We start from the raw sequence: 1,458 nt of genomic DNA on the forward strand, positions 1-1,458 counted from the left end.
CCCGTTACATTCATTTGTAGGTCCTCATCAGAGGATCTGGTCGCTGGTCCTGGTATGGTTTTTTTGCCCTGTCATCGATGATCCGGGGGGTGTTGCCGCCAGGAGTCCAGGACGCGCGTTGACTGCTGATAGGGACGTGGCCCGGCTTTGTTCGAGGTCTCTTCGTAACGTGGGTGCCAGCATCGGGTGTCGTGACATCAGCGACCCGGGTATTACAGGACGAGGGGGACCTGTCATGACAGCCGAATACTCCATCACACTAGGACTCGATGTCGGTAAGACCGCCCATCATGGATGCGCGCTCACACCCGAGGGGCAACGTGTGTATGACCAAGAGTTGCCTCAAGATGAGACCGCGCTACGGAAGGTCATCACCGATTTGCAGCAGCACGGTCCGGTGCTGGTTGTGGTCGACCAGCCGAACACGATCGGAGCACTGCCAATCGCTGTCGCCCGTGATCTCGGTGCGGACGTCGCCTACCTGCCCGGACTGGCAATGCGCAAGGCCGCAGACCTGTATCCGGGACGGTCGAAGACCGACGCAAGGGACGCGTTCATCATCGCTGATACCGCCCGGACAATGCCACACACGCTACGAGCCGTGGACCGTAATTCCGAGGTCTTGTCAGCACTGAAGGTGCTCTCAGGGTTCGATGAAGACCTCGCTCGTGAATCAACGCGCGCGATCAATCGGCTACGGTCTCTCTTGGTCCAGATCTACCCATCACTGGAACGTGTATTCCCCGGTGTCGTTCTCACTCGGGCGATCGTGTTGGATCTCTTGATCCGCTACCACGGTCCCGCCGGACTCAAAGCTGCAGGCAAAGCCGGAGTGAAACGGTGGGCACGTCACCACAGCCGCAAAGACCCCGGCCCGCTCATCGACCAGGTCTTCGCAGCACTGTCAGAGCAGACCGTCACAGTGCCAGGTGCTGACGCTGTCGAACTCATCATCCCGAGGGTTGCCGCTCAGATCAAAGAGCTTAAGCATCAACGGGACATCGTAGCCGAAGAGGTAGAAAAGCTGGTCGATGACTTCCCTCTTTCCACGGTCTTGACGTCGATGCCAGGAGTCGGAGTCAAGACCGCAGCGCAAATCCTCCTGGCCGCTGGCGACCTGTCCGCCTTCCCCACGCCAGGACACCTGGCCGCCTATGCCGGAATTGCTCCAGTAACCCGACGATCCGGAACGTCAATCCGAGGCGAGTTCCCTGCCCGTGCCGGGAACAAGAAGTTGAAGAACGCGTTATTTCGATCTGCATGGGTTGCGTCTTGCCACGACCCGGTATCAAAGGCATACTACGAACGGAAAAGAGCCGAAGGCAAGCGCCATAACGCAGCGATCATGTGCCTAGCCCGGCGTCGACTAAACGTCATGTACGCGATGATGAAAACAGGCACCCTATACGAACCCCGCACCCCGACCGCGGCTTGACAAACACCATAGGGACACCCCCC

At 59.1% G+C, this 1,458-nt stretch carries 1 protein-coding gene; it reads left to right on the top strand.

The annotated features are described in order from the left end of the window. Window positions 1-235: 235 nt before the first annotated feature. On the top strand, window positions 236-1,435 hold the full coding sequence (locus tag DCC25_RS11190; protein WP_110100105.1) for an IS110 family transposase: 1,200 nt from the start codon (window positions 236-238) through the stop codon (window positions 1,433-1,435). Window positions 1,436-1,458 lie beyond the last annotated feature (23 nt).

It is taken from the genome of Auritidibacter sp. NML120636, assembly GCF_003185945.1.
In the GTDB taxonomy this organism is placed as follows: domain Bacteria; phylum Actinomycetota; class Actinomycetes; order Actinomycetales; family Micrococcaceae; genus Auritidibacter; species Auritidibacter ignavus.

Excerpts from the sequence above, each read along its gene's own strand:
- DCC25_RS11190 (WP_110100105.1), top strand. The coding sequence starts at position 236 with ATGACAGCCGAATACTCCATCACACTAGGACTCGATGTCGGTAAGACC.